Source organism: Novosphingobium subterraneum, assembly GCF_000807925.1.
In the GTDB taxonomy this organism is placed as follows: Bacteria; Pseudomonadota; Alphaproteobacteria; order Sphingomonadales; family Sphingomonadaceae; genus Novosphingobium; species Novosphingobium subterraneum.
Window position 1 is genome coordinate 107,949 of the sequence record NZ_JRVC01000010.1, and the last position, 25,816, is coordinate 133,764.

General features: G+C 63.9%; 18 protein-coding genes. 6 read left to right on the forward strand and 12 right to left on the reverse strand.

The features are described 5' to 3' along the window. The first annotated feature begins 51 nt into the window (after positions 1-51). The gene (locus NJ75_RS11575; protein WP_039334572.1) at positions 52-864 is read left to right on the forward strand and encodes a DODA-type extradiol aromatic ring-opening family dioxygenase; all 813 of its coding nucleotides are present in this window, start codon (positions 52-54) and stop codon (positions 862-864) included. A 4-nt stretch (positions 865-868) separates the two neighbouring features. Here NJ75_RS11575 and NJ75_RS11580 read toward each other — a convergent pair whose 3' ends face one another. Continuing rightward, on the reverse strand, positions 869-2,101 hold the full coding sequence (locus NJ75_RS11580) for an SLC13 family permease (protein WP_039334574.1): 1,233 nt from the start codon (positions 2,099-2,101) through the stop codon (positions 869-871). 26 nt (positions 2,102-2,127) lie between these two features. Further along, on the reverse strand, positions 2,128-3,660 hold the full coding sequence (locus tag NJ75_RS11585) for a malonate--CoA ligase (protein WP_236727132.1): 1,533 nt from the start codon (positions 3,658-3,660) through the stop codon (positions 2,128-2,130). A gap of 93 nt (positions 3,661-3,753) precedes the next feature. On the opposite strand from NJ75_RS11585, the gene NJ75_RS11590 reads away from it, so the two are divergent. Next, positions 3,754-4,440, forward strand: coding sequence for a GntR family transcriptional regulator (locus tag NJ75_RS11590; RefSeq protein WP_039334576.1), 687 nt, complete (start codon positions 3,754-3,756; stop codon positions 4,438-4,440). A 216-nt stretch (positions 4,441-4,656) separates the two neighbouring features. Next, on the forward strand, positions 4,657-6,897 hold the full coding sequence (locus NJ75_RS11595; RefSeq protein ID WP_052242385.1) for a TonB-dependent receptor: 2,241 nt from the start codon (positions 4,657-4,659) through the stop codon (positions 6,895-6,897). 147 nt (positions 6,898-7,044) lie between these two features. Here the strand turns inward: NJ75_RS11595 and NJ75_RS11600 are convergent, their stop codons facing one another. The 3 genes from NJ75_RS11600 to NJ75_RS11610 all read right to left on the reverse strand — a co-directional run bounded on the left by NJ75_RS11600 (position 7,045) and on the right by NJ75_RS11610 (position 11,734). Beyond that, on the reverse strand, positions 7,045-7,815 hold the full coding sequence (locus tag NJ75_RS11600; RefSeq protein WP_039334578.1) for an SDR family oxidoreductase: 771 nt from the start codon (positions 7,813-7,815) through the stop codon (positions 7,045-7,047). A gap of 110 nt (positions 7,816-7,925) precedes the next feature. Beyond that, positions 7,926-9,572 carry a two-component system response regulator gene (locus tag NJ75_RS11605; protein ID WP_039334579.1) on the reverse strand — a complete coding sequence of 549 codons (1,647 nt, stop codon included), beginning with the start codon at positions 9,570-9,572 and terminating at the stop codon, positions 7,926-7,928. Continuing rightward, the gene (locus NJ75_RS11610) at positions 9,572-11,734 is read right to left on the reverse strand and encodes a sensor histidine kinase (protein WP_052242387.1); all 2,163 of its coding nucleotides are present in this window, start codon (positions 11,732-11,734) and stop codon (positions 9,572-9,574) included. Before NJ75_RS11610 ends, NJ75_RS11605 begins: the two co-directional genes overlap by 1 nt. 130 nt (positions 11,735-11,864) lie before the next feature. On the opposite strand from NJ75_RS11610, the gene NJ75_RS11615 reads away from it, so the two are divergent. Further along, positions 11,865-13,301 carry a sensor histidine kinase gene (locus tag NJ75_RS11615; protein WP_236727133.1) on the forward strand — a complete coding sequence of 479 codons (1,437 nt, stop codon included), beginning with the start codon at positions 11,865-11,867 and terminating at the stop codon, positions 13,299-13,301. 55 nt (positions 13,302-13,356) lie between these two features. Here NJ75_RS11615 and NJ75_RS11620 read toward each other — a convergent pair whose 3' ends face one another. The 4 genes from NJ75_RS11620 to NJ75_RS11635 all read right to left on the reverse strand — a co-directional run bounded on the left by NJ75_RS11620 (position 13,357) and on the right by NJ75_RS11635 (position 19,915). Then, positions 13,357-15,573, reverse strand: coding sequence for a TonB-dependent receptor (locus NJ75_RS11620; RefSeq protein ID WP_039334581.1), 2,217 nt, complete (start codon positions 15,571-15,573; stop codon positions 13,357-13,359). Positions 15,574-15,653: 80 nt separating this feature from the next. Further along, a complete protein-coding gene (locus tag NJ75_RS11625; RefSeq protein WP_039334582.1) occupies positions 15,654-17,042 on the reverse strand; it encodes a TolC family protein in 1,389 nt (462 codons plus the stop codon). Beyond that, positions 17,039-18,187, reverse strand: coding sequence for an efflux RND transporter periplasmic adaptor subunit (locus tag NJ75_RS11630; protein WP_039334585.1), 1,149 nt, complete (start codon positions 18,185-18,187; stop codon positions 17,039-17,041). The genes NJ75_RS11625 and NJ75_RS11630 overlap by 4 nt, the downstream gene beginning before the upstream one ends. 3 nt (positions 18,188-18,190) lie before the next feature. Then, the gene (locus tag NJ75_RS11635; protein ID WP_052242388.1) at positions 18,191-19,915 is read right to left on the reverse strand and encodes an ABC transporter transmembrane domain-containing protein; all 1,725 of its coding nucleotides are present in this window, start codon (positions 19,913-19,915) and stop codon (positions 18,191-18,193) included. A 293-nt stretch (positions 19,916-20,208) separates the two neighbouring features. Here NJ75_RS11635 and NJ75_RS11640 point away from each other — a divergent pair, with 293 nt between their 5' ends. After that, a complete protein-coding gene (locus NJ75_RS11640; protein WP_039334586.1) occupies positions 20,209-21,744 on the forward strand; it encodes a phosphomannomutase in 1,536 nt (511 codons plus the stop codon). A gap of 43 nt (positions 21,745-21,787) precedes the next feature. Further along, the gene (locus NJ75_RS11645; RefSeq protein ID WP_039334588.1) at positions 21,788-22,651 is read left to right on the forward strand and encodes a bifunctional 5,10-methylenetetrahydrofolate dehydrogenase/5,10-methenyltetrahydrofolate cyclohydrolase; all 864 of its coding nucleotides are present in this window, start codon (positions 21,788-21,790) and stop codon (positions 22,649-22,651) included. Positions 22,652-22,793: 142 nt separating this feature from the next. On the opposite strand, the gene NJ75_RS11650 is transcribed toward NJ75_RS11645, so the two are convergent. The 3 genes from NJ75_RS11650 to NJ75_RS11660 are packed head-to-tail and all read right to left on the reverse strand — an operon-like array spanning position 22,794 to position 25,813. Then, on the reverse strand, positions 22,794-24,314 hold the full coding sequence (locus NJ75_RS11650; protein WP_039334590.1) for a DHA2 family efflux MFS transporter permease subunit: 1,521 nt from the start codon (positions 24,312-24,314) through the stop codon (positions 22,794-22,796). Then, positions 24,301-25,371: an HlyD family secretion protein gene (locus tag NJ75_RS11655; RefSeq protein ID WP_039334593.1), complete on the reverse strand. Its 1,071-nt coding sequence runs from the start codon at positions 25,369-25,371 to the stop codon at positions 24,301-24,303. Before NJ75_RS11655 ends, NJ75_RS11650 begins: the two co-directional genes overlap by 14 nt. After that, entirely contained in the window at positions 25,358-25,813 is a 456-nt protein-coding gene (locus NJ75_RS11660) for a MarR family winged helix-turn-helix transcriptional regulator (RefSeq protein WP_039334595.1), read from the reverse strand. Before NJ75_RS11660 ends, NJ75_RS11655 begins: the two co-directional genes overlap by 14 nt. Positions 25,814-25,816 lie beyond the last annotated feature (3 nt).

Consider the following 25,816-nt stretch of genomic DNA (forward strand, 5'->3'; position numbering starts at 1 on the left):
CGCCCCAGCAGGTGCCATCTCGGCCACTGAATACACCGCCGGGAATGACAATTGACCCAGACTGCAGACCGCCTTCCGACGTTCTTCCTCAACCATGGCGGCGGCCCGTGGCCATGGATGGACGGCCCGATGCGCCGGGCATACGACCAGCTTGAAGGTTCGCTGCAGGCTGTCATCCCATCCTTGGGGGCCATGCCCAAGGCCATCCTCGTGGTTTCGGCACACTGGGAAGAGGCGGTGCCGCACGTTTCGACCAACGCGGCGCCACCGATGCTTTATGATTACTATGGCTTTCCAGAACACACCTATCGCATACGCTATCCCGCTCCCGGGAGTCCGGAGCTAGCCGGTCGAGTCAGCCAGTTGCTACGCGCCGGGGGCATGGACTGTTGCGGGGACGCGAAGCGCGGCTTCGATCACGGCACCTTCTCGATGATGCAGCCGATCCGGCCCGAGGCGGACATTCCAGTTGTCCAGCTTTCAGTGCTGACCAGTTTCGACGCAGCCGAACACATCGCCATGGGCCGCCTCCTTGCGCCGCTACGCGAGGAGGGCGTGCTCGTATTGGGCTCGGGACTGTCTTATCACAATCTGCGCAATTTCGGGGTGAAGGGACAGGCGGCGTCGCATGCCTTCGACCGCTGGTTGCGCCACAGCCTTTCCGGTGTCGATGGCGACCAGCGTGCGATCGCGCTCGAGCGGTGGATGGATGGGCCTGCGGCCATGCAGGCGCATCCGCGGCCCGAGCACCTGCTGCCCTTGCATGTCATCGCCGGAGCTGCCGGAGCAGATCCATGCAGCGTCCAGTTTCACCAGGACGATTTCTTCGGCGGCCTTGCCGTGACCAGCTTCCGGTTCGGCTAGACGATCAAAGGCCGGGCAATCCGACAAAGGCGGCCCATGCCAGCATCGGCCCGATGCCAACGATGATTGCGGCATAAAGCAGCAGCTTGCGCAGCATGGCAGGGCGTTCGTCTTCGGGCGCATTGCCGACGATCAGCGCGCCGTTGGTGGAAAACGGTGAGGTATCGACGATGGTGTTGGCAATGCAGATCGCCGCGACGACCGGCATGACGGCGATGTGACCGCCAGCGAGAACGGGCAGGCTTAACGGGATGATGACCCCTAGCAGCGCCGTCGACGAAGCAAAGGCCGAGACGACGCCGGCAAGATAGCATAGCAGAAGAACTGCGAGACTGGCCGATCCGACCTGCCCGATCAGTGCGCTGATTGCATCGAGCGTGCCGATTCTGTCGAGCAGGGTCACGTAGATGACGATGCCTGAGATGAGCAGGATGGTGGACCAGTCAACCTGCTTGAGCGCACCCTGCTGCGTACGCGGCGCAACCATTGCGAGCGCGAGGATCACCATGAGTGCCATGAACCCGATCTCGACCTTGAACAGCAGCGCGCCGGCGGCGAGGGCCAGCAGGCCGGCAAGCGTCCACGCCCCATCGCGGTCGAGCACCGGCACTTCAACATGGCCTTCGTGGTTCGTGCCTGCCACCGCCTCGCGCCGGGCATAGAACAGCCAGACCATGAGGGCGATTGCGGCATTGAAGGCCGCGCTGGCGATGAACAGGTATTGCGCATCAGGCTCGATGCCGCTGCCGGTGAGGACCTTGGCGGTGATGCCGCCGTAGATCGAGATGGGCGAGAAGCTTCCTGCCTGGGCGCCGTGGACAACGAGCAGGCCCATCATCAATGGCGAAAAGCCGTGGCTGCGCGAAAAGCGCATGGCAATCGGGGCGACGATGGCGACCGCAGCAGGCCCGACAGCGCCAAGCGCCGTCAGCACGCCGGCGACGAGGAAGACAAGCAGCGGCAAAAGCGCCGTATGACTGCCCAGCAGCCCCGCCGCGCGCGCCACCAGCCAGTCTATCGCGCCATTCCTGCTGGCAATCCCGAACAGATAGGTGATGCCGAGCAGGGTCAGGAACAGGTCGGCAGGAAAGCCTGCCAGAACCTCCTTTACCGGCAGTCCTGCGCCGAATACGCCAAGCGCCAAAGCTGCTGCGAAGCCGATCAGCCCCATGTTTACCGGCAACCACACTGCCGCCACGAAGATCGCGACCAGAATCGCGATCGACAGGATCAACATCTCTCATTCCCCTCCCGCACGTTGCCCTAGCTGGCGAAGAGTGCGGCATATTCCTGTCTTAGCAGTGCCTTCTGCATCTTGCCCATGGTGTTGCGCGGCAATTCATCAACGAAAACGACCGCGCGCGGCTGCTTGAAGCGGGCCAACCTGTCAGCCAGAGCGGCAATTACCCTATCGGCATCGAGCGTCGGGTCGGTCGCCTTCACCACGGCAACGACCGCCTCGCCCATGTCGGCGTGGGGCACCCCAATCACCGCGCTTTCGGCGATGCCGGGGATCTCATCGAGCACGGCTTCGACTTCGGCCGGATAGATGTTGAAGCCCCCGGCGATGATCAGATCCTTGGCACGGCCGACGATATGCACATAGCCTTGCGGGTCGATGTAGCCCAGGTCGCCGGTGATGAAGAAGCCATCGTCGCGGAATTCCTCGGCAGTCTTCTCAGGCATCTGCCAGTAACCGCGAAACACGTTGGGTCCTTTGACCTCGATCACGCCAATCTCGCCTTGGGGCATTTCGACTCCGCTTTCGGGCTGGGCAATGCGCAAGATCACGCCCCGGAGCGGGAATCCTACGCTGCCCGGCTTGCGCTTGCCATCATAGGGATTGGAAGTGTTCATGTTGGTTTCGGTCATGCCATAGCGTTCGAGGATCGCTTGCCCGGTGAGAGCGGCAAAATCCTTGTGGACCTCCGCCGAGAGGGGCGCCGAACCTGAAATGAAGAGGCGCATATGGCTGACAAGCTCGCGAGTGAAACCGGCATGGCCCAATAACCGCGAATAGAAGGTCGGCACCCCCATCAACACGCTTGCCTGCGGCATCAGCCTGACAAGTTCATCAGCATCGAACCGCGGCAGGAAGATCATCGCCGAGCCCGCCGCGATCGTGACGTTGGTTGCCACGAACAAGCCGTGCGTGTGAAAGATCGGCAGGGCATGAAGCAACCGGTCGGCGCTGGTGAAGCGCCAATAATCGAGCAGGGTCAGCGCATTCGAGGCCAGGTTCGCATGGCTCAGCATTGCTCCCTTGCTGCGCCCGGTTGTGCCGGAGGTGTAAAGGATCGCAGCGAGGTCGTCCGGCTGCGGAATGTGGCGCGGGAAGGCTTCGGGCTGGCCTGCCGCGGCTGCGACGAGCGTTCCGCCGGTGCCTTCTGTGTCGAGCGTCAGCAGCGCAGGCAGGCCAAGCTCGCTGCACAAGTCCGACATGGCCGCCTCATCAGTGGTACGGCACAGAACGAGGGCGGGGCGCGCATCACCAAGGAAGTAGCGCAATTCGCCTATCGTATACGCAGTGTTGAGCGGGAGGTAGACAGCGCCCGACAGCAGCGCGGCCAGCCAGGTGAGCAACGCTGTCTGCGATTTCTCGACCTGGACAGCCACACGGTCGCCCGGCATCACGCCATTGGCGCGAAATGCATGGGCGATCTGGGCAGCGCGAACTGCGGCGCTACGGTAACTCAGCTCTGCTCCATCCGGACCGATCAGGAAGGGTGCACATGGTTGAGATTCGCAATGGCCCAGAAACAGGCTGAGGATGTCGTGCGGCGCACCGTAAGGCAATTGGCAGGTCCTTGAGCAGGACTCGGGAACAGGTTGTTTCCGGAGTGTGTGTATGCAAGAATTCCATAATCACACTATCGGGCATGCATCAACATGATTTCGGAAAATGACCACGCCGGCGGGATGCTGCGTTCGGAGCGCATCCGCCTCGCGCTTGCGGACGAAATTACCAGCGGCATTCTGGCGCCCGGCACCCAGCTGGACGAGCAGCAACTGGGCGACCGGTTCGGCGCCTCGCGCACGCCGGTTCGCGAAGCCTTGCGGCAATTGGCCGCGGAGGGACTGGTCGAAATGCGACCGCGGCGCGGTGCGGTCGTGGCCGCGATGACGGCAGAGCGGGTGTTCGAGATGTTCGAACTCTCAGCGGAAATCGAAGCGCTGTGCGTGCGCCTGGCGGCGTGGCGAATGACCCCTCTCGAACGGAGCGCGCTGAGGAAAATCCACGAAGAATCGGCCATTTTGGTGGAGAATGACGATGTGGAGGAGTACGACCGACTGAACTGGCGGTTCCACGATGCGATTTATGAGGGAACCCACAACACCTTCATCGTGGAACAGGCAAAGCTCCTTCGTGAGCGCATGGCCGCCTTTCGCAGAGCGCAGTTGCGACAGGGTGGACGACCCGCGCGGTCGCGCAACGAACACGGCGAACTGGTCGAGGCCGTAATGCGTGGCGATGGGGAAGAAGCGGCCAAACTGATGCGTGCGCACATGTTCAACGCTTCGAACGCGCTCGAAGGATACGCTCGCCTTTTCACCAGTCCCGACGTGCAAGGCTGACGATACCCTCAACAAGGCCAGTGGGAACTGGCAACAATTTTGGCTTGCGCTGTCAAAACAAGTATGCAAGGCAAGAGGCATAACGACCGCGCGTATACATTGCAGCGGCTGAGAGGGATGCCAGAACCAAGCCACAGGGGCGATATGTGAGCCCTGGCGCCCCCTCTGCTGACAGCGCTGTCGATAAGGGTGCAGGTTTCAAAAGGGAGGATTACGATGAGAAAACTGCAGTTCGCGTGCCTGGCATCGGCACTGTCTCTGGCGGCTACGTCCGCCTACGCCCAGGATGCCAGCGAGGCGCCGACAGATGGCGACATCGTCGTCACGGCAAACCGCACTTCGTCGCTGCTGTCCAAGACCCCGATTGCAATGACGGCTGTCGGCGGTGACGATCTGATCGCCTCGGGCATCACCAACCCGACGCAGCTTGAGGAAAGCGTTCCCAACCTGTCTATCGTGCGCGGCAACGGCCTGCAGATCACCATTCGCGGCGTGACCAGCACCGACGGTACCGAAAAGGGCGATCCTTCGGCGGCCTTCATGGTCAACGGCGTCTACCTGGCGCGTCCGCAGGCTCAGGAAGTCTCGTTTTTCGACATCGAGCGGGTAGAAGTGCTGCGCGGCCCGCAGGGCACGCTCTATGGGCGCAACTCGACGGCCGGCGTGGTCAACATCCTCACGGTTCAGCCCAAGTTCGAATTTGGCGCACGCGCCGATGTTTCCTACGGCAATTTCAACGCGCTGAATGGTACTGCCGTCATCAACGTCCCGGCTGGCGAAACGATTGCCTTCCGCGTTGCCGCGAACATCGACCAGCGTGACAGCTATCTCATCGATGGCGCACCGAACGATGGCGTGACGCTCAACAAGTTCAAGGACAACAAGTCTGTCCGCCTGTCAGCACTGTTCAAGCCGACCCCTGACCTCAGCCTTCTGCTTGTCGGTGATTACAGCAAGGTGAAGGGCAACCCCACCAACGGTGTTCCCACCACGCAGTTCTATAGCAACATCACGAGCGGTGGTCGCCAGAACTTCAGCGCGCCAACCTATCTGGGCGCCGATCCCGATGTCGCCCGCACGTTGAGCCGCACGCAGGCGCAGCAGGCCTTCCGCAACAACGAGGAAAAGGGCGTGATGGGCGAGCTCAACTACACGTTGGGCAATGTCACGCTTACCTATCTCGGGTCATACCGTGAATCGGAACGCAAGGAATTCAGCAACGCCGCCAATGGCGCGTTCTCGGCAGACTTTGCGGGCAAGTACTGGCAAACCTCGCAGGAAGTCCGTCTCGCTTATGGTGGTGATGGCCCGCTGCAGGCGCAGATCGGCGGATACTACTTCAAGGAAAAGTCAGGCATTGCCTTCTTCCTGAACAATCTGCTGGGTGCCAACACGCGCTTCGGCTTCCCGCAGGACCCGACAATTGCCGAGAACAAGTCAGTCTTCGGGCAGGCAACCTATGAAATTGTCCCTGACCTGAAGATCACGGGCGGCGTCCGCTACTCGCACGACCTCAAGTCGCGCGTCGGCAACACGGTGGTCGATTACTACGACAGCATCGGCACATCCTATAGCATCGGCAACTTCATCCGCCGCCAGATCAACCAGAACAACGATGCCAAGCGCACCTTCAGCCGCGTGACCTGGCGGGCGGGGGTCGATTACGACACGTCGCTCGGCCTGATCTTCGCGTCGGTCTCCACCGGTTACAAGGCAGGTGGCTTCAACGATGGCTGCGAGATCGGCAAGGGTGCCAACTGCGCATTGCCCGCAGAAGCGCTTTACTATGATCCCGAAACCCTCACCGCTTATGAAGCAGGCTTCAAGTTCCGCTTCAGCCCGGCATTCCGCCTCAACGGCACGATCTTCCACTATGACTATGCAGGCCTGCAGCTTTCGCAGCTGTCCGACATTTGCGGTGGGCCTTGCCAGGTTACGACCAACGCTGCGAAGGCGAAGGTTGATGGCGTGGAGCTTGATGCCCAGATCCAGCCTTCGGATCGCTTGACGGTCAGGCTGGCACTGAACTGGCTCGATGCCCGATATGACGAATATGCTCCTGCATACAACGATACTTCGGTCACGCCGAATGTACGCCGCTCGGTGAATTTCGCCGGTCGTGCGCTCAATCGCAGCCCGAAGTGGAGCTGGGTTGCCGGGGCGAACTATGTCCTGCCGGTGGGCGAAGGGCGCATCGTGTTCGACGCACAGACTGCGGCCCGCAGCCGTTACGAAGTGACCGACCTCGCCAACTTTGCCTACTTCTACCAGCCGGCAGCGACGAAGACCGACGTCTCGGTGACTTACAGAGCGCCGGAGGATCGCTTCTACTTCGCCGCATTTGCCGAAAACCTCGAGAACAACCTCGTGGTAACCGGAGCAAGCACCGGGCTGTTCGGAGCTGTCACTTTCGCCGATCCGCGCACCTATGGTGTCCGTGCCGGCGTCAAGTTCTGACGGGAGAAACTCCCTCGCCGACTGGCATGAGGGCAAGTCGGCAAACGGGCGGGCGGGGCTATCTGGCCTCGCCCGTTCGCATTCCAGAATCTCGGAACGATAAGTTTCCGGAAGCCCCCGCCTGATGGTTCCCTGTGGATCTTCGGCTCAGCTTTCCACGCGGGGTTCCACCTGAATTAGCGAGACAGCTGTGCGGCGAGGCTGGGTCAGCATGAAGTGCGTGGCAACCGCAATGTCTTCTGCACGAAGCATCTTCTGGGCATTGATGGCATTGCGCTGATCTTCGTCAGAGTACTCCGGATACTGGAAGTCGGCGCCGGTCAGCCCCGGTTCGATCAGGCCGACCTTGATGTCCTTGGGTGCCATTTCTTCCCGGAATGCGGCGGCAAAGCCCTGGACGCCGGACTTTGCCGCGACATAGACCGAGCTGCCCTTGCCGCGAGAGACTGCCGACATCGACCCGATCAACACGATGTCGCCACCGTTGCCCATCCGCCGCGCCGCTTCCCGCGATGCAACCACATAGGCGACCAGATCGGTTTCCAACTGATAGCGCAGTTCCCCTTCGTTGACGTCCATCGGGGTCTGCGCGGGAACTGCAGCGTTGATGATTGCAACATCGATCGCACCGCCCAATGCTGCGTCGGCAGCACTCCAGAACCGGCGCATGTCCTCAGGCCGTGCCAGATCGACCGCAACGCCATCGCCCTTTCCGACGTTGTTGATCCGGTCGAGCGCATCGGCAAGATGCTGCTCGTCGCGGCCGCAGATAAATACGGATGCTCCTTCGCTGGCCAGAAGCACGGCGATCGCGCGGCCAATTCCCGTTGTACCACCGGTAACGACCACCCGCTTGCCATCAAGGCTCGGTTGCTCGGTGTGCGCGTCGTCAAGATCGAGGGCAATTTGGCCAGACATGAAATTCTCCGCGTCAGCAGCTCCGACAGAATGCCGGACGCTCGCAAGAGAACTGCATGAGATGGGCGGCGGTTTCCCGGATCAACCGGCTTCAGCCAGCATCCGTCGCATCAGGAGGATGGCCACGCTTGCAACAGCTGGCAATACTCGTCGAAACGGAGGGGTTTCGAGATGACGAAACCCTGCAGCGTATTGCAGTCGTTCTCTGCCAGCCAGCGCCGCTGTGACTCCAATTCGACACCTTCGGCCACCGTTTCCAACCCCAGCATCTTGGCCAGACCGATGATGCCCAGCACGATCTTCTGGTCGGGGCCAGACTCCGCCACGCGCTGGACGAAGCTGCGGTCGATCTTGATGGTGTCCACGGTGCAGGCCTGCAAGTGGGCGAGCGAGGAGTAACCAGTGCCGAAATCGTCCAGAGCAACGGCGATGCCGCGGGCATGCAGAGCCTTCACGATGGAATCGGCCTGTCGCGTATCGGTAATGACCGACGTTTCGGTCACTTCAACCTCGAGCAAATGCTCGCTCGCACCATAATCGGCAAAGATCCGCGAAATCCTGGCGGGCAGATCGGGGGTGAATTCGGATGCACCAATATTGACCGCCAGGCGAGGGGGGAGGCCCTTCTTCACCAGAGCCAGTTGCGCGACCGCTGCTTCGCGCAGGACCCAGTCGGTCAGATGCGAAAGCAGACCCGCGCGTTCGACCACGGGGATGAACGTTGCCGGAGAGAGATGCCCGAGCAACGGGCTTTCCCAGCGGACCAGCACTTCGGCCGACAAGGGACGTCCGCTCTCCGCGCAGACCTTGGGCTGATAGCAGACGTGCAGCTGGCCCTGTTGCAACGCCGTTATCAGCTCGGCACGGATCGAACTGGCCAGACGCATGTCGGACATGGCCGCCCCTTCGAGCTGGAGCAGTCGCCCACCACCCTCGCGCCGCAGAAGTCGCGCGGCTTCCATCAGACGTTCAAGCAGGGGTTCCCCGCACTTTGCCATGCCGATCTCGGCCGTCACCGCCGAAAGGGAAAGACGCGACCGCACCCAGGTCAAAGGCTTGCTGTCGCGAACCTTGAGTTCGACCAGCGGCTGCAAGGCTTGCTCCAGAACAGCGAGGCTGTTGCCGATCACCGCCCAGGCATGGCCGTGCACTTTGAACACTTCAAGACCGGCCCGCCTCGCCATCCTGTCGATCAAGGTCTGGATCCGGCCTTCGCCTTGTCCTTCGAACCTGCTTGCCAACTCGGGCTGGCTGTCGATCTTCACCACTGCCACCGCTTCGCCCGGTCTGGCGCGGGAAAGTCGGGCCAGGAAAGTCGCACGTCCGTCCGGGTCCGGTTCCTCCCGGGCTGCGGCGTGGCGCTGGGCGGCATTCTGCAGGTGGCTTTCGACCGTGGCGATCAACAGGTCATAATCGACTGGCTTGACCAGATAGTCATCTGCCCCTGCACGCCGACCCGAAATCATTGTCGTGCGATCATTGAACGCGGTCAGAAACACGAACGGAACAAGCGACTGCGCATTGCGGCGCGCCCTCAGGGTTTCAAGAAGCTCGATGCCGTTCATCCCAGGCATCTGCACGTCGCAGAGCACGAGATCGGGCAATGCTTCGTCCATCCGGGCAAGCGCAGCCTCGGCGTTCTCCGCCTTGTCGATCTGGAATCCGTGGTCGGCCAGTTCCTCTGCAATGTCGCGCAGGATCTCTGGCTCGTCCTCGACACAGAGAACACGGAAGTCCTTGGGTGAGAATGCACTCATCACGCCGCCTCCCAGAATTCGGTCGTCGTGACCGTCGCCAGTGGCAGACTGGAGCTCACCACTGTCCCTTGTCCAGGCGTCGACTGGATGTCGAGCAGCCCGCCGTTGGCGTCAATCAGGCTGTTGGCAAGATAGAGGCCCGTGCCGGCGCCGGGAACGGCCGTGCTGTTCGACCCGCGATAAAAGCGCTCGCGCACCAGGGGGAGCTCCTCAGCCGGTATGCCGGGGCCCTGGTCATGCACCGATATGATGCAACGCCCTTCTTCGATCTGCGTTTCGATCCACACCTTGCCGTCTCTCGGCGAGAATCGGCAGGCGTTTTCGAGGATAGCGACGAGCGCGGAGTGGATCAGCTGGCGATCGACAAACAGGGCCGTGCGCTCGACGTCGTCGTTGATGCGAATTTCAATGGCGCGCTCACTGCCTGCCGAGGCAACCGCTTCGCGCAGAATACTGCCCAGAGCAACCGCTGCAGGGCGGCACGTCGTCTGCCCTTCTTCCATGCGTACCAGTTGCAGCGCGCTTTCCATCACGTCACGGATGCGCGAAACGGCGCGGCGGATCATGTCGGACCGTTCCACGACGGTGTCTTCCGTAAGCCGTGACGCCCGCCGCTTCAGGATCTGGCCGCTGCTATCGATCACGGTGAGCGGCGTGCGGAATTCGTGGCTGAGGATGTTGATGAACCGCCTCTGGCCCGTGGTGATGCGGCGTTCGGTATCATACGAACGACGCACTTCGGCTTCCTGGGCCACGATCCGTTGATGCGCTTCGCCAAGCTTCTGGCCCATTTCCACCAAACGGCCTGAAAGGTTGTCGACTTCGCTCACGCCGAACTTTGGCGCGGTCTGGTTGTATTCGCCTGCACCGATCCGGTCCATGAGCTGCTCCACTTCGCGCAAGGGCCGGGCAAGGCGTCGGCTCATCACCCGCGCGCGCCAGACGAGGAAGGCGAAGAACACCACGTAGAAGGCAAGCAGGATCAGCAGCATGATCACGCCGACAGTGACCAGTTGATCGTGCAGCGAATTGGCGTCAGCCAGGATCTGCGAAGCGGGTGCCAGCACCACCAGCGTCCAGCCAGGACCAGCAACCCTGGCATTCGTGGCCAGCATGTCGCGGCCGCCCAGCATGACGTGGCTTATCCTGGAGGAGCCACTGCCGACCGCCTGCGCAAGTGCCTTCAGTTCGGGGCGGCGGGTGATGTTGAACTGGTCCGGCTTGAACGTATCGGACCGTATCGCATCGGCGTACTTGTGGTCCTTGAGTTCGGTCAGCCCAAGATCCTTTTCGCCTGCCGGGGGCAGGGCGAGGATGGTTCCGTCTCGCCCCACCAGCATCGCGTAGCCCTGCCAGGGCAGGTTGAGCGAGAGGATGCGGCTGACCACGGTATCCAGCGTCATGTCGATCCCCACGACGCCCTCCAGCCGCTTCTCGCTGTATACCGGCGCAATCGACGAGACCATCCAGCCCGAACCTGCCGGATCGACATAAGCATCGGTCCAGACCACCTTGCGTTGCGGGTTATGCTGCGCATCCGCTTCGTAGTAGAAGTTGTACGTGGGGATGTTCATTTTCGGCGCGTACTGGCTCAGCACGTCGAAGTACGGGTAGATGCGATTGTAGCTGTCCCAGGTATTGAGATAGACCTGCCGCACCAGCGGCGATGCAGCCTTGATGTGGCGCATGGTGTGATCGAGCCGCGTGGAGCGCCAGACCTTTTCGATCTCATCCGCGCCGACGGGATGATAGCCGCTGTAGAATGCGGCAGCATCGTCGGGGCGCCCTCGTGTTGTGTGAAATACCCTGTCCGAACCGATGTGATACCGTGCCTTTTCCTCTGGGGGCGGATCGTAGGGCGTAGCCAGCGCTTCGCCAGCTTCCGCGCCAAGAAGGCGCGTCATGCCTTCGACACCACCGAGAGTGGCGGTGATGTTTGCCGATTCACGCGCGGCAATGTCCGTCAGGTACTTCTCCGAGACCGCCGTTACCGTCGCGACATTCTGCTGATACGTGAAGTTCCCCGTCGCCCAGTAGCTCAACAGAAAGCCCAGTTCGATCAGGCAAAGCGGTATGACGGCGGTACGCAGATAGGACGCGCCAAGCCATCGGGCCAGCGTGGTTTGCCTGCCTTGACCTTTTCGTGCGAGTCCTGCGAACACCCGTTGTTCCTTGCTGACCTGCCGTATACCCCTGGAAATACTAAATTTAGATTGTCGGCTCTAAGCAGAATCCCATATGCGCGCGCACAGACACAGGCCGGAAGGGCAGAATTCTGCGCAGGCGGCGGACTTGCCACCTGGCCATGGCGATGCGCTGCGCCTGCTCGCGCTGGTTGACCGTGCGGTGTGGATCTACGATTTCGATCATGTGCGCATGATCTGGGCCAATCCCGCCGGCTTGCGCTTCTGGCGGGCTGAAAGCCTCGAGGCGCTCTGTGCACGGGACCTGAACCCCACTGCCTTGGGCACGGCCGAGCGGCTGGAGAACCTGCGCCATGCGCTGGCGAGGGGCGAAGTGCGCAGTGAGCGGTGGACCTTCTATCCACAGGGCCAGCCCTTCCAGCGTGACTGCCGCCTTCATGGCGTGGCGCTCGAGGACGGGCGCATGGCGCTGCTGGTCGATGCTGCCGATGCGCAGATGCAGGTTGCGGACAGCTCGTTCGAGACGCGTGCGATCGAGGCGGTGCGGCAATCGGCGCTGATGATCTCGCTACTGAGCGAGGGCGGGCAGTGGCTGATGCACAACCCTGCGGCCGAAGCGCTGATCAACCGGCTGCACGGCACCAACCTGCCGGGACTGGACAACTTCGCGACGCTGTTCGCCCATCCCGACGAGGCGATTGCCCTGCGTGCGCGGGCGCTCGAAAGCGGCAGTGCGGAAGCGACCCTGCGCATGGCAGGTCCGTCCTTCCGCATGCACGAGGTCACGCTCCGCCGCCTGACCGATCCGGTGACGGGCAGGCTTTCGCTCATGGTCAGCCAGGCCGACGTGACCCGGGCCTACCGGGCCGAGCGCCGCCTGCACAAGGCGCTGGCGCGCGAACGCACGATTGCCGAGACGCAGCGCCAGTTCCTGTCGGTGACCAGCCACGATTTCCGCACGCCGCTGAGCGTGATCGACGGTTCGGCCCGTCGCATCGCCCGTCTGGCGGAACCCGGCAGCGTGATCGCCGAACGCGCCGAGACGATCCGCGACACCGCGCGCCGCATGACCGAGGCGGTGGATCGTACCTTGGGCTGGGCCTCGATCGAGGACGGCCGCGTCGATTTCCAGCCTGAGCGGGCGAACATCAGACCGATGGTGGAACGCGCGCTCCTCGCCCAGCGCTCGGTACATCCACATCGTCCGTTCGTAGCCGAACTGGACGATGTGCCCGATTTGATGCTCGACCAGGTTCTGGTGCTGCGCGTGCTCGACAACCTGATCGGCAACGCCATCAAGTATTCGCCCGAGGAACAGCCGGTCCGCGTGCGCTGCTTTGCCCGCAACGGCGAGGTGATGGTCTCGGTGACGGACGAGGGGATCGGAATTCCCTCCGATGAGCTATCAAAGCTCTTCAACCGCTTCTTCCGCTCGAGCAACGCGCGCCGCTTCAAGGGCAGCGGCGTTGGTCTGCACGCGGCGCGGTTCTACATGGAACTCCACGGCGGCCGAATCTCGGTAAAGACTACCGAAGGCAAGGGCTCGACGTTCACGCTGGCGTTTCCGGTGCCGGCCAAAGGTTAGGCAGTAGCCGCACCGCCACTTCTTCTGTCAGCCCCGCGCTAGTCCCCCAACACGATCAGAACGCTCGCTTCACGCTCGCGCCCCACGTCCTCGGTGTACCGACGTGGTTGTAGTCGAAGCCGAAGCCTGAGAGGTCTATGCGCGAAGTGAAGTAGATCTTGTCGGTGAGGTTGCGGCCCCACAGTGACACGGTCCAGTCGCCACGAACGTAGTCGATCCCGGCGCCGAGCAGGGCGTAGCCGCCTTGGCGCAGGCGGGGGATGTTGACGATCTCGAAGTATTGCGAGGACACATAAGACGCATCCGCGCGGAGGGTGAGGCGGGCGTTGCCGACTTCCCAAGCGGTCCAGTCGATCGCGGCATTGGCGGTGAGGGCAGGGGCGTTGGACAGGCGGTGGCCGCGCACGTCGAGGCCGCTGATCACCCCGCGCGTCGCCCGTGCATGGAGCAGGCCGAGCCCGGCGTTGAGCGACAGGGTCGGCAGGGGCCGCGCGTCCAGCTCCAGCTCCGCGCCATAGATGCGCGAGCGATCGAGGTTGACCAGCGTCTGCGTCGCGTCGACCGGGTTGACCGAAAGGAACTGCTGGTTGCGGTAATCGTACCAAAAGCCGGTGAGCGATACCGAGACCATGCCGCCCAGCCGCGCCTTGGCTCCCGCTTCGAAGGCGTCGAGAATTTCGGGCTTGGCGACGCCCGCTTCGGACGGATCGAAGAAGGCTTGGGCGTTGAACCCGCTGGCGCGGTAGCCGCGGCTGTAGCTGGCGAAGAGCAGCGTGCCATCGTCGAGCTTGTGATCGAGCGCGAGCTTGCCGGAGAGGTTGTTGCCGGAAAAGCGGCGGTCGAGCGGTGCGATCGGCGTGGCGACGAGGACACCGTCAACGCCCCGGATTTCCGAGGTCAGCCCGGCCTGCAGGCCTGTGTCATGTGTGAAGCGCAGGCCCCCGCGTAGGGTGGTGCCGCCGCCGAGCTTCAACCGGGCGTCGCCGAACAGGGCCCAGCTGCGCTTGTCCTGATCGAAGCGATTGGAGATGACGCAAGCGAACAGGCTGGCATTGGCGGTGCAGTCGTCCACATCGACGCGGCCGTTGCCGTCGACGTCAAGATCGGTCCAGAAGTTGAGGTCGGTCGCGTTGAACAGATCCTCGCGGTGGTGATGGGCGCCAACGATGACGCTCAGCGGGCCATCGCCCTCCCATGCGAGGCGCAGTTCCTGTCCGAACTGGGTGCCGCGATCGGTGTAGGGGATTTCGAGCACTTGGCGCGGGCTGCCGTCGGTGTCCTCGGGGACATAGAGGCTGCCCTTGTCCCAGCCGGTGACGGAGATCAGGGTGAAGGAATCGCTGAGCTTGAAGGTGCCGGTGAGCGCGGCCGACCAGGTGCGGGCGAGCCGGCGGGCGGTGAAGTTCGCCTCAAGTTCGCGAATTCCCAGTCCTTCGCGGAAGTAGCTGCTGCCCTGGCCGTAGGCCTCGTAAGCGCCGTTGCCGACGCCATCGGGGCGCGGCTTGGAATAGTTGCCGTAGTTTCGTGGGCGCTGCAGGCTGGTCGAGAGGCGCAGTATCAGCTCGGCGCTGTCGGACGGTTGCCACAGCAGCGAACCGCGAATGCCGTATTCGCGGGTGGAGGACAGGTCCGGCTGTCCGGCAAGCCGGTTGCGGAACCAGCCATCGGCGCTGGCGGCGGTAAAGGCCACGCGAGCAGCAAGGGTCGGGCCGAGAGCCATGTTCAGCGCGCCCTGCGCCTCGAGGCGATTGTAGTTGCCCGCGCCCAGCCTGAGGTAGCCTTCGCTGGCGAAGACCGGGCGGGCCGAAACGTAGTTGATCGCGCCGCCGGTGGTGTTCTTGCCATAGAGCGTGCCCTGCGGCCCGCGCAGCACCTCGACGCGTGAGAGATCGTAGAGGGCCAGACCGAGGAACGCGAAGTTGCCTTTGTAGACCTCGTCATAATAGGCGGCGACGGGTCCGGCCTGGTTGAGGCTGAAGTCCGACATCGATACGCCCCGCAGCGCAAAGATCGGGGTGTTCTCGCCTACCGTCGCGCTGAAGCGCAGGTTGGGGATGCGGGCGGCGAGGTCGTCAGCCTGGGCGAAGCGCGCGGCTTCCAGGTTCTCGCCGCCGAGCACGGAGAGCGAGATCGGCACGTCGCTCGCCTTTTCCGACCGCTTCTGCGCGGTGACGACGATCTCGTCCTGCGATTCGGCTTCGGCGGGCACATCGGCGGCTGGCGCGGGGAGGATAGCAAGGCCGGCAGAAAGGCCAGCGGCGAGGACGGACATTCGCAAGCTCCGGGGAAGGGTGCCCCGAACTAGACCGCGTGTGGTTTATACCTTTGGAGGAACGCCATCAGCAATTCTGCTTAGAGTCCAAGTTGCTCGCGGTCGGCCAGCGCGGCGACGAGTTCCGCCTGCGAGGCGGCGTGGCGGTAATTGGCGTCGATCTCGCGGATCGTGGCATCGGCCAGCGCTTCCTCGCGAAGGTTGACGACGAGGAAGTCGCTGGCGCCCAGCGAGAAGCGGCGGCGCTCGGCCTCGGCCATCTTGCGGGCGAGGGCGGCTTCGGCGGTGGCGAGCCCGGCCAGCTTTTCGGCGCCGGTCACCTGCGTGCGCAAGTTGGCGATCTCGACGCCGATCTGGTCTTCAAGCAGGCGCAGGCGCAGCGACAGTGCATCTTGCTCTGCCGCCACTTCGGCAATGCGTCCCTTGGCGGCGCGCTGTTCGAGCGGGACCGAGAAGCGCAGGCCAAGAATGCCCTCGGTCGGACGGCGCACCGGCGATCCGTCCCCGAAGTCCTTCGATGCTTCCACGCGGACGTCGAGCCGAGGCTTGAGTTCGTTCTCGGCGAGGCGGGCGCGGATGCCGGTTTGCTCGATCCGGGTGAGCAGCGCCTGGAGATCGGGCCGGGCGGCGATGGCGCTGCTCTGGTCGACAAGGCGGGGAGTGACGTTGTCAACCTGGCGCGGGGGCAGGCGATCCGGCGAGGGGACCACCGGCTGGCCAAGGCCATCGCGCAGGAACAGCGAGAGCGCGTTGGCCTGCAGTTGCAGGTCCTGTTCGGCGCGGACGAGCAGGGCCTGGCGGCGCACGATGTTTTGCTGGTTCTCGGTGCCGAGGATCGAAGGCCGCGCGCCGAGAACGATCTGGCGCTCGATCGAGCTCTGCCGTTCGCGCGCGAGCTCGAAGATCTCGCGGTAGATCTTCACCCGCAGGCCCGCCGCGACCCACAGCTGGTATGCCTCGATTGCGCGGCGCTGCACGCCGATGGCGACAAGATCGCGATCGAGTTCGGCCAGTTCGATATCGAAGCCGGCCAGTTCGCGCCGGCCGCGCCGTTCGTCGATCACCCGGTCGCGCAGCAGCGAGAACAGCACACCGGCCTTGATCTCGCCGAGTTCGTTGGTGATGGACTTGCCTTCGTACGAGGCGAAATCGCCGATCGACTTGCGATAGCCGCCATAGACCTGGCCGCCGTTGTTCTGCAGCGGTCGGTATGCCGAAACCTCGGCGGTGGATCCGTTGTAGTAGCCCAAGGGGCGGGCCGTCGCCTCGGCATTGAAGACGAGGTCGAACTGGCCCTCGGCAGTTAGCAGGCGGGCATCGGCCTGGCGCTGGCGGGCCATCGCCTCGAGGATTTGCGGCGCGTGGGTGGCCGAGGATTGCAGCACCTCGCGCAGGGTCAGCTCCTGCGCTCGCGCCGCGCCGCCCAAGGCGAGCAGGGCGAGCAGGGCGACGAGGAAACGGGCGATCACTTCGCGTCCTCTTCCTCGCCGTAACTGCCGCTGCCGTAGGCTCCGCCCTTGGCGTCGTTCTTGCCCTTGGTCTCCTCCTTGTCGGACAGGGCCTTGAGCCCATTGCCCTTGCGCGGCCCGGCATCGACCGGGGTGGGGAATTCCAGAGGGAAGTCATTGAGCTGGCGCCACAGTTCGTAGGCGATCGTCACCGTTTCCATCTGGATCCAGCCTCGCACCTTGGAGCCGAGGCGGACGTAGTTGTCGTTCGGCCAGGCAGGCTTGCCGGGCATCGGTTCCACCAGCACGCGGAACAGGCCGTTGGGCTGGGCCGAAGGGTCGATCGTCAGCACGCGGCCATCGAACATGCCCTGCGCCACCGAGGGCCAGCCGCTGAACTGGATGGCTGGCCAGCCTTCGAAGTTCAGCCGCACCGCCTGCCCCTTGCGCACCAGCGCGGCATCGCGGCCATCGACCAGCAGCTCGACAACGCGCTGCTGCCGCTCTGGCGCGATCGTGGCGAGGAGATCGCCGGCGCTGATCAGCGTGGCCCCGGCGGCGGTGTTGAGCGAGAGGATGCGACCGTCGCGGGGGGCGCGGACCAGCTGCGCCGACTGGCGGTTGAGCGCGATGTCGACCTTGCTCAGCTTGGCACGGGCCTCGGCCAGCTTGGCGTTGAGTTCGGCCACCTTGATTTGCGTGGCCTCGTAGTCGCGCCGGGCGGCAAGCCCTTCGGCGTAGAGTTGCGAGGAGCGGTTCACGTCGAGCCGGGCAGTGGCCATCGCCTGCTGGGCGGCTTCAATCTGCGCCACCACCTGCTCGCGCTCTGCCGCGAGGCGGGTGAGCAGGTCGGGATCATTATCGATGATCCGGGCGATCGGATCGCCCTGCTTGACCAGCTGGCCATCGACGACGAACCACTTCTCGACGCGGCCGGGCACGAGCGCGGTTACCTGCTGCACGCGGTCTTCGGGGTTGAGCGCGATGACATCGCCGCGGCCCGGAGCTGTCTGCACCCATTTGACTGCGAAAAGCAGCACCAGCAGCAGCGGGATAGCGATGGCGATCATGCGGCCGAGCGTGCGGGTGGTGCGCGGCACCTTCAGGCTCGACAGCGTGGCGAAGCCGGAAAGGTCGTGCCCGTGGGTAGAGGTCTTGGCAGCCATGGCTCAGCCCTCCCCTCCTGCGCCAAGGGCCGTGTGCGCAAAATGCATCACGTCGTCCACGGTCAGGCCCTCGGCCTGCCTGTCAGGGCCAAGCCACAGCCAGGAGTCACGCTTGAGGCCCTCGGGACGATTGGTGAACTGCAGGATCGTGGTGCCGTGGGGCCGCAGCGCGGCAAGCGCGCGTTCCAGGCGGGCTGGCGGGAGCATGTCGTAGAGTGGCGAGAGCATCAGCACGCGCGGCCGCGCGACGAGAGCGCCTGCCAGCTTGAGCGCCATCGTCTCGCCCACCGTCAGCGGATAGCCCGAGCTGGAAAGCAGAGCGTCGAGACCGCCCGGCAGCGAGCCGACACGCCGAGCAAGCCCGACAATCTCGAGCGCATCGATCTGCGCCTCGGGACGGGTCGGGTCTCCCAGGCCGAGGTATTCGCGCACCGACATCTCGACGATGGTCGGCCGGTCAAGCACGATCACGTCCGAGCGCAGGCGATACATGTCGAGCGTGGCGAGGTCAGCCCCGCCGACCGCGACGATGCCCGAACGCGGCACTTCCAGCCGCTTGAGCAAGGTGGCGAGCGTTCGCTCCACTCCGGGCGCGGCCAGCACGCCGACTTGCGCGCCGCTCGGCACCGAGAAATCGAGCAAGTGATCGCCGTGGTGGACCTGGCGCAGGCGGATCGCGCCATCGGGCGGGCAGGCGGCGTTGTCCTTGGGTGATGCTTCCTGCGGCACTTCCCAGAACAGGTGCAGTTCCTCCAGGCTCGCCGAAAGCTCGTAGAGCACTTCAAGGTACGTGCCGAGCTGGGCGATGCCGTAGAACACGCCGGAGAGAATCAGCTCTGCCGCGACCAGCTGGCCGATCGACAGCTCACCCTGCAGGATCAGCCATCCGCCCATCGCCAGCAGGCCGGCGCTGGACAGGGCATAGAGCAGGAGCAAGGCAATCGTCTGGCCGAAGGTGTAGCGGAAATGGTGGCGATGCGCCGCGACATAACCCGCCGTCATCTCTTCCGAGCGCCGGATGGCATAGGCCATGTGCCGGCTGGACTTGTAGACGCCGTTCGACCCGCCGACCGTGCCAAGCCAGTGCGCAGTGGCGTGCTTGGCATGGCTCTTCGCGACGGCACTGGCGATCGAGGAATTGGCCCAGATCCGCCAGATCACCAGCACGATCAGCACCAGCACCACGTTGAAGGCAAGGAAGAACGGGTGGTAGAAGCTCGTCACCACAAGTCCGACGAAGCTTTGCAGAACGATGGTGAAGCCGCCGATCAGCAGGCTGGTCAGCGATTTCTGGACGATGCCCATGTCGAAGAAGCGGTTGAACAGGTCCCCGCGGCGGGAATCGACGAAGAACGGGTTCTGCGCATGAACCGCGCGCAGCGTGATCTCGGCGACAAGGCGGGCGAAGAAGCGGCGCTCGAACTTGGCAAGGAGATGGACGCGGAATGCGCTGAGTACGCCCCAGATCAGCAGCAGGACGAACAGGATCGCGGCCAGCGTGAGCAGTGGTGCCGGCATGGCGGTGTTGGCGACCGAGTTGATCAGCAACTGCACCGAGATCGGCGTCGCCAGCGAGAGCAGCGAGATCGCCGCGCCGAACAGCAATGCGAGACGGAAGAACGCCGTATCCGGCCCCAGCACCGGCCCTGCCCAGCGGAAGAAGTCGCGGAAGGTGGGAACAGGGTGGTGCTCCGCTTGTGCGGACGCGTCGGTCTGGGGGGCTGCCATCGTGTCTCGAGAATCCGTTCTTCGCAGTTGCAGCACAAATGGGGATGGTTCGGTGACTTTGTGCCAACGTTGTGTGAACTTTTTTTGCTGTCCTGCAAGGTGTGCTCGGGGGCAGACGAGGAGCGTTCGAGCGGATAAAGCGCCGGTGCGAACGGTGAATCGGGAACGGAACCCACGGCTTCCGGTTCGCCTCGGTGGGTGTGGCGCGACCTAGCGAGGGCGTGCCGCACGCGCTCATGCACCGTTGGCGCGGATGTCTCGTGCGAAGCGGTGAAACTGGAAAGTGATGGCGAATGAACGACTTGGGCGTTGAAGCAGGCGTGACCGTGGCCGAACTGATGGCGTCGAGCGGGGTCCCGTTCGGTACCAGCGGCGTGCGCGGGCTGGCCTCCAGCATGACCGACAAGCTGTGCCATGCCTATGCCACTGCCTTTCTCCAGTATCTGCGCCAGATCGGAGAGTTCTCCACTGGAGATCGCGTTGCCTTGGCCGGTGACCTCCGGACCAGCACGCCGCGCATCCTGGCCGCCTGTGCCACCGCGGTGCGTGATTGCGGCGGGGAGGTGGTGTTCTGCGGGCTGACGCCGACGCCGGCGCTGGCGTTCCATGCGATGGGGAACAACGCTGGCGTGGGCATGCCTTCGATCATGGTCACGGGCAGTCACATTCCGGCCGACCGCAATGGCATCAAGTTCTATCGTCCGCACGGTGAAGTGCTGAAGAGCGACGAGGCCGGCATCGTCGGGCAGCGGGTCAAGATCGATCCCTCGCGCTTCGGCAACGATGACAGCCTGTTGGCGCCGGTGCCCCTGCCCGAGGTGACGCCGGTCGAGGACGAATACATCGCGCGCTATGTCCGTCATTTCGGGGCAGATGCGCTCAGCGGACTGACCATCGGCGTCTATCAGCACACTGCGGTGGGGCGCGATGTGCTGGTCCGGGCGGTCGAGGCGCTGGGCGCCACTGCCGTGCCGTTCGGGCGCGAGACGGTGTTCGTGCCGGTCGATACGGAAGCGATCCGCGAGGAAGACATTGCACTGGCTGCCAGCTGGGCGGCCGAGAACAAGGTCGATGCGATCATTTCCACCGATGGCGATTCCGACCGTCCGCTGGTGGCCGATGCCAACGGGACGTGGCTGCGCGGTGACATCGTCGGCCTGCTGTGCGCGCGGGCGGTGGCAGCGGACGTGGTGGTGACGCCGGTCAGCTCAAACACCGTGCTGGAATTGAGCGGCGCGGCGCCAAAGGTGGTGCGCACGCGCATCGGCTCGCCCTACGTGATCCGCGCGATGATGGACGCGGCCGACGCGGACACGAGCGCGCGGGTTTGCGGTTACGAGGCCAACGGCGGGTTCCTGCTCGGCAGCGCGGTCGACGATCTGGCGCCACTGCCAACGCGCGATGCCCTGCTACCGATCATCGCGGTGGTGATGAATGCCAGGGAACGCCCTCTGGCCGAAGTCGTCGCCGAACTGCCGCCGCGCTTCACCTTCTCCGATCGCGTCGCCGATTTCCCGCAGGAAAACAGCGCCGCGCTGATTGCCTTCCTCAGCCACGGCGAAGAAGACGAGCAGCTTGCCCGCATCGCCCGCCTGTTCGGCGAGATTGCCGGCTTCCCCACCGGCATCGACACGACCGATGGCTATCGCATGAGTTTTGCTGATGGCGCGATCATCCATTTCCGTCCCTCCGGCAATGCGCCGGAATTGCGCTGCTACAGCGAGGCGGAGACCGAGGAGAAGGCGCGCGACCTGAATGCCCGGGCACTGGCCCACGTGCTGGCAGACGTCGTGCCCGAAGCGGTTGCATTCGGCGCATCCCATCGCTAATATTGTATGCAACACATACAAATTATCGGTTGAGGAACAGGCAATGGCCCAGATTATCGATGGCAAGGCGCTGGCCGCGCAGGTGCTGGCGCGCACCGCCGCAGAAGTGGCGGAAATCGTCGCAGCGGGCGGTGATGCGCCCGGCCTTGCCGTGATCCTTGTCGGCAACGATCCGGCGAGCGAAGTCTATGTCGGTCGCAAGATTGCCCAGTGCCGCAAGGCCGGCATCCGCTCGATCGAGCATCGCCTGCCTGCGGACACCGCGCAGGACGTGGTGCTGGCCCTGATCGACGAGCTGAATGCTGACCCCAAGGTCCATGGCATCCTTGTCCAGTTGCCTCTGCCCAAGCACATCGACGCAGCTCTGGTGCTTGATCGCATCGATCCCGGCAAGGATGTCGACGGCTTTCACCCCGTCAACGTCGGCCGCCTTTCCACCGGTACGGGCGGCCTCGTTCCTTGCACTCCGCTGGGGGTCATGCTCCTGCTGGATAGCGTGATCGACGACTATCGCGGCCTGAACGTCGTGGTGATCGGCAAGTCCAATATCGTAGGCAAACCTGTCTCCATGCTTCTTCTCGAACGCGAAGCAACGGTCACGGTAACGCACATCGAGACGAAGGACCTGCCCGACGTGGCGCGCAAGGCCGATATCATCGTCGCCGCGGCCGGTGCGCCGCATCTGGTGCGCGGCTATTGGGTGAAGCCCGGCGCGGTGGTGATCGACGTCGGCATCACCCGCGTCGTCGATCATGATGGCAACACGAAAATCGTCGGCGATTGTGCGACGCATGAGCTCGATCACGCCAAGGCGGTCACTCCGGTGCCGGGCGGGGTTGGTCCGATGACCATCGCTTGCCTGCTCAGCAATACGGTCCTCGCTGCCAAGCGCGCTGCAGTTGCATAAAACGCAAATTTAGAGGCGTTATTCTCATTTGCTTGAATCCGGAGGAACTCGCATAGCGAACAGGCCTTTCAGGCATCCTCTCCCAAACTTCAAAAGGGGCTGGCGCAAGTCGGCCCCATTTTTTTGTCCAGCGGTGACAGGATCAGCGAGGCGGAGCTGGCTTTGCCGGACGCACCAGCATGAGCAGGGGAATGGCCACAACACAGGCGATCGCCATTGCGTAAAAGTCGTTGATGTAGGCAATCATCGCGGCCTGCTGGTTTACCATCCCGTCCATCACCCGCAACATTGTCTCGCCCATGCCGCCATAGGCCGTCACCCGGTCCAGATCGAACGGCACCAGGGTGCGCGTGACATGCGCGCCGATCTCGGCGTGATTGACCTGGATGTTGCGGGCAAGCTCCACCGAAGCGGCCGAAATGCCGATGGAAGAACCAAGGTTGCGCATCAGGTTGCCAAGGCTCGAGGCATCGGTGCGCAAGTGCGGCGGCAGCGTGGCGAAGGAGATCAGGTTCATCGGCATGAACGTGAACGACAGGCCCAGCCCCTGCAGCAGCCCGGCGAAGATAATCGGGCCGCGCGGCATCTCCAGCGACCAGCCGGTCATCAGCCACATCGAGCCGCCCATCAGCAGCAGGCCCAGCGCCAGCAAGGCGCGCGCATCGACCTTGGTCATGAACCGCCCGAACAGGGTGATCGAGGCCAGCATGCCGATGCCGCGCGGGGCCAGCAGCATGCCTGATTGCAGCGGAGTGTAGCCGTAGATTTGCTGAAGCAAACCCGGCAGCAGCGCCATGACCGACATCATCACCAGGCCGATCAGGAACATGAAGGCCAGGCCGACGGTGAAGTTGCGGTCGTGGAATAGCGCCGTCGGGAACAGCGGCTGCGCCGTGCCGGAAAGATGGAACACGGCAAGCCAGGCTCCGGCCAGGGCCACGACCGCGTAAGTCACGATCTCGGCCGAGGCGAACCAGTCGAGCGTCAGGCCCCGGTCTAGGATCAGCTGAAGCGCCGAGACTGTCAGCGCCACCAGCAGCCAGCCAGTGAAGTCCACGCGCCGCTGCCGCGTCGGGGTCTTGGGAAGATAGAGCCACAGCAGGAGGAAGCAGATCAGGCCCACCGGCAGGTTGACGTAGAAAACCCACCGCCAGTTGTAGTTGTCGGTCAGGAAGCCGCCGATGATCGGCCCGGTGATCGGTCCCAGCATGACGCCCTGGGTATAAAGCCCCATCATCCGGGGCCGTTCCGCCGCTGTGCTGGAATCGAGCGTGACTGTCTGGGCCAAGGGCGAGAGGAACGCGCCGCCGAGTCCCTGCAGGATCCGGAAAAACACCATCTGTTCAAGATTCTGCGCCACACCGCACAGCATCGAGGCCACGGTGAACAGCAACACCGACATCAGCATCATGTTGCGGATGCCGAACTTGTCCACCAGCCAGCCTGCCAGCGGCAGCGCCACGGCCGAGGCCAGCACATAGCTGGTCAGGACCCAGGTGATGGTATCCTGCGTCGCGCTAAGCGAAGCCGTCATGTGCGGCAGGGCGACGTTGGCGATCGTGGTGTCGAGCGTGTACATCACCATCGCCGCCATCGAACCGACCAGCATCAGCGGCCGGTTGCGCGAGACCAGCGGTGGTTGCTCGGCGCTACTTGCCGACATGGACGGTGACGTCGGAACTGAGGCCGGCGATCAGCGGTCGCTCCGACTTGCTGTCGATGGCAATGCGGACCGGCACGCGCTGGATCACCTTGACCCAATTGCCGGTGGCGTTCTGCGCCGGGAGAACAGAGAATTCCGAACCCGTGCCGGCTCCGATGGATTCGACGTGTCCCTTCAGCTTCAGTCCGGGATAGGCGTCTATCTCGATCTCGGCCGGCTGGCCGGGACGCATGTGGTTCAGGTCGGTTTCCTTGAAGTTCGCGTCCACCCGGGCGCTGCCGTCGCGCACGATCGAGACCATCGGCACGCCGGGAAAGACCATCTGGCCGACCTGCAGGCGCGTGACTTGCGTGACCACGCCATCGGCGGGCGCGCGCACGACCGTGCGCTCCATGTCGAGAGTGGCCTTGGCGCGATTGGCCTGCGCGGCGGCGATGGCGGGATTGACGCCCGGCACCTGCGCACCGGTGGCCAGTTCCGAGCGGGCCTGCGCCACTTCGGCGCGGATCGAGACGATGCGGTCGCGAGCCACGGCCACGGCATGCTCTGCCGCGTCCATGCGAGCGCGGGTGTTGAAGCCCTTGTCCATCAGCGCCTTCTCGCGCGAGAAGTTGGCTTGGGCGAGGGCAAGGTCGTCGTTGGCGGCGGCAAGTGCCGCGGCCTTGGCGGCGACGTCGGCGTTCAAGGCGGTAACCTTGGCCTGCGCCGTGGCAATCTGCGCATCGGCCTGGCGGATCGTGGCGTCGAAAGTGGCAGGGTCGATCGTGAACAGGACGTCGCCCGCCTTGACGTGCTGGTTCTCGCGCACGTTGACCTTGGTGATCAGGCCGCTGACCTCGCCGGCGACGGCGACGATATCCTGCTTGATATAGGCGTTGTCGGTGGAGACGGTGCCCTGGTTGCCGAACCAGTACCACAGCGCGCCGGCCACGACGACGACGGGCCCGAGCACCATGAGGATCGTGCGGGAGCGCCTCGAACGGGTCTCGCCAACGTGCTCCTTCGCGGCTTGCGCGGCAGGTGCGTTCTGGGGGGGAAAGGGATCAGCCTCGGCCATGGATCAGGTTCGCTTCGGGAGTGGGGTCATCGGAAAGGTTGCTGCGCACACGTTCGAGCAGCGAAAGGAGTTGAGCGTGTTCTTCATCCGTCAGGCCGGAAACCGCCTCGCCGATGGCCTGCTGCGCCAGCGGCGTCATCGACCGGATCAGCTCCTCGCCCTTCGCAGTAAGATAGAGGCACCAGCAGCGCCGGTCGGCGGGGTTATCGCGCCGTTCGACCAGCCCCATCTTCTCGAGCCGGTCGATCATGCGTCCGGCCGTGATCGGCTCCACTTCAAGCCAGCCTGCCAGGGCGCCCTGGTTGGTGCCCGGATCGCGCTGGATCGCGGCCAGCATGCGCCACTGCGGTCCGGTCACGCCGAAGTGCTGGGCACTGGCGGCAAAGCGCTTGCGGAACAGGCGCCCGACGTCAGATGACAAGAAGGCCACGTTGACTTTCATGCC

Excerpts from the sequence above, each read along its gene's own strand:
- NJ75_RS11580 (WP_039334574.1), bottom strand. The coding sequence starts at position 2,101 with ATGTTGATCCTGTCGATCGCGATTCTGGTCGCGATCTTCGTGGCGGCA.
- NJ75_RS11590 (WP_039334576.1), top strand. The coding sequence starts at position 3,754 with ATGATTTCGGAAAATGACCACGCCGGCGGGATGCTGCGTTCGGAGCGC.
- NJ75_RS11595 (WP_052242385.1), top strand. The coding sequence starts at position 4,657 with ATGAGAAAACTGCAGTTCGCGTGCCTGGCATCGGCACTGTCTCTGGCG.
- NJ75_RS11600 (WP_039334578.1), bottom strand. The coding sequence starts at position 7,815 with ATGTCTGGCCAAATTGCCCTCGATCTTGACGACGCGCACACCGAGCAA.
- NJ75_RS11605 (WP_039334579.1), bottom strand. The coding sequence starts at position 9,572 with ATGAGTGCATTCTCACCCAAGGACTTCCGTGTTCTCTGTGTCGAGGAC.
- NJ75_RS11620 (WP_039334581.1), bottom strand. The coding sequence starts at position 15,573 with ATGTCCGTCCTCGCCGCTGGCCTTTCTGCCGGCCTTGCTATCCTCCCC.
- NJ75_RS11630 (WP_039334585.1), bottom strand. The coding sequence starts at position 18,187 with ATGGCTGCCAAGACCTCTACCCACGGGCACGACCTTTCCGGCTTCGCC.
- NJ75_RS11635 (WP_052242388.1), bottom strand. The coding sequence starts at position 19,915 with ATGGCAGCCCCCCAGACCGACGCGTCCGCACAAGCGGAGCACCACCCT.
- NJ75_RS11640 (WP_039334586.1), top strand. The coding sequence starts at position 20,209 with ATGAACGACTTGGGCGTTGAAGCAGGCGTGACCGTGGCCGAACTGATG.
- NJ75_RS11645 (WP_039334588.1), top strand. The coding sequence starts at position 21,788 with ATGGCCCAGATTATCGATGGCAAGGCGCTGGCCGCGCAGGTGCTGGCG.
- NJ75_RS11650 (WP_039334590.1), bottom strand. The coding sequence starts at position 24,314 with ATGTCGGCAAGTAGCGCCGAGCAACCACCGCTGGTCTCGCGCAACCGG.
- NJ75_RS11655 (WP_039334593.1), bottom strand. The coding sequence starts at position 25,371 with ATGGCCGAGGCTGATCCCTTTCCCCCCCAGAACGCACCTGCCGCGCAA.
- NJ75_RS11660 (WP_039334595.1), bottom strand. The coding sequence starts at position 25,813 with ATGAAAGTCAACGTGGCCTTCTTGTCATCTGACGTCGGGCGCCTGTTC.